Origin of the sequence: Shewanella sp. 11B5 (genome assembly GCF_002836795.1) — a bacterium.
GTDB lineage: Bacteria > Pseudomonadota > Gammaproteobacteria > Enterobacterales > Shewanellaceae > Shewanella > Shewanella frigidimarina.
In genome coordinates this window covers 1-2,001 of the sequence record NZ_PJAP01000695.1, presented here as the reverse complement: position 1 = coordinate 2,001, position 2,001 = coordinate 1, and the positions used below count along the sequence as shown (strand labels likewise).

Annotated in this window: 3 protein-coding genes and 1 pseudogene; all 4 read right to left on the bottom strand. The window is 47.8% G+C overall.

The window, feature by feature from the left end:
• Positions 1-249 (bottom strand): annotated as a pseudogene (locus tag CXF78_RS21655) (oxidoreductase); the annotation flags it as partial.
• Positions 250-538: 289 nt separating this feature from the next.
• Positions 539-847: an NADH-quinone oxidoreductase subunit K gene (locus CXF78_RS15440; protein WP_102037286.1), complete on the bottom strand. Its 309-nt coding sequence runs from the start codon at positions 845-847 to the stop codon at positions 539-541.
• The gene (gene mbhE / locus CXF78_RS15435) at positions 847-1,503 is read right to left on the bottom strand and encodes a hydrogen gas-evolving membrane-bound hydrogenase subunit E (RefSeq protein WP_102037285.1); all 657 of its coding nucleotides are present in this window, start codon (positions 1,501-1,503) and stop codon (positions 847-849) included. Before mbhE ends, CXF78_RS15440 begins: the two co-directional genes overlap by 1 nt.
• A gap of 173 nt (positions 1,504-1,676) precedes the next feature.
• A partial coding sequence (locus CXF78_RS15425; RefSeq protein ID WP_102037284.1) for a Na(+)/H(+) antiporter subunit B occupies positions 1,677-2,001 on the bottom strand: 325 nt, incomplete at its 5' end.

Here is a 2,001-nt window from a genome sequence, read left to right as displayed (position 1 = left end):
TAGTAGACTCAGACCATCTGCGTAAAGGTCGATGCCCAATGGCGCCCCCCAACCACCCATAGGGTAGCGCAGCGATCCTAGTGCTTTGAGTTGCCAGCCGAGCCTAGTGACACATGCCAAAACAACCAAGGAAGTCAGCAGACCCAGTGACTTCGCTTTTGCCGGAAACAGGAAGCAAGCCATACTCCCTATCAAGGGGAAGATGATCGGCATCACAATCCACGGGATTTGCTCCAAAATTAACTCCATGCAGCAATCTTGTCCTTTTTAGTCTTCAGTGCCTGCCCAACATTAGTGAAGAGCTCTTTACACGCACGCTGTTTGCATTATCACTCATCGGCGCTTATTCACTTAGCCAGTTGCAAACAAGGCTATGTCATTGAATAGGGCGCCGGGGTGAAGCATAAATATTCCGCTAATTCAGTTTGGTAGTCTTTTCTTGCTATGTTGTCATTTTTGGTTATTTAGTTTTTACGGCACTCAATCATTGAGACAATATGAAATGGCCTATATTTTCTCTGTTCTGGGTTCCGAGGTCTCATTCACAATCTTTGTCGGGGAATTCGCTTTTCCCAATTGCCTTATTTATTTTTAACATCAAAATGAGCGCCAGCGCAGTGGCTGATACGGCCACCACGATACCGGTAATGACCATGGCATGAGGTACAGGATCCGGTTGGACATTATGATTACGGGAAGCCAACGATACCAAAACCAGAAACACCCCGGTGGACATCACATTGATAGCCAGTATTTTGCGCAACAAATTAGCGTAAACGATTAAGGAATATATACCTAAAATGAACAAACCCACGCCAAGCAGTGCATAGAGGTAAATATTGCTCATTATTCTTCTCCCTTTGGCCGTCCACCGAGGAACAGTGCTGCTAATGTTGCGCCAATGGAGAGGGTAGCTGCAGATTCGATAATCAACATCAGCTCACTGGCCACAGTAGGAGGGTATCGCAAAAATTCACTTCCGATCAGCAACGCCCCCGTACCTACCATGACAAACATAGCTAGACCCAAGACTAATAGCACTCTCAATGGAAGGCCTGAGTAACGATTGTTTACCCGCCATCCGCAAAGCCGTAGCAGTACACCTGCCGCACCCAGTAAAGCGCCGGCCTGAAAAGCTCCCCCCGGTGCATCAGCTCCTGCCCACACTAAGTAACCGGCCACCAAAATAAACACGGGAATCAGCTGACGAGACATGATGTCCAGAATCTGGTCCGGGGCTGATCCGTGATAAGTGGGCATTTCGTCCAGAGACCATACGCCAAGTAGAGCTGCAAGTAAGACTCCCATCTCCAGCAAAGTATCGTAACCACGAAAGTTTAGCAGAACCGCACTCACAGGATTGTGTGCGCCACTGATCGTCATGTTGTCGGTCAGCATTGTTGGCAGCTCTTGCGCAGGATCAGGTATAGACAATACGGCATAACTGAGCACAGCACCGAGCACCAGCAATAGTGGCAACAATAACCGAGGTCTTGTATCCATATCATCTCTCCTGATTTTGCGCTGCCACCTGACGTTGGCTGGGTAGCAGCTTATAAAAGGAAACCACACAGAAATCTCTGACGAGGGGAAGGGGAGTCATAATGCTGCCAATATCTATCAATGACATATTATTAGCATCAGGTTCATACTGATTCGAGTATCCAAGTATCTTTTTACTCATCATTTGTATCACCTTCAATCGATTTATGCGGAATAATTGGCTGCGCTTCCTCACTGTTAGACTCATCAACACGGGGATCCTTTAGCCGCGCATACGCGGCCAGTAACAGGGCGCCAGTCAGGCCTGCACCAATAGCCGCCTCAGCCAGAGCGATATCAGGAGCATTGAGCCTTACCCAAGCTAAAGCCATTAATAATCCGAAACTGATAAACAGCACAATCGATTTGAACATATCTGGGCTGGCGAGAGCTTGCCAGGCTAGGTAAAATAAGCCGATTACTAACAGGCTATCAAACCCCCAGTAAAGGAGGCTTAAC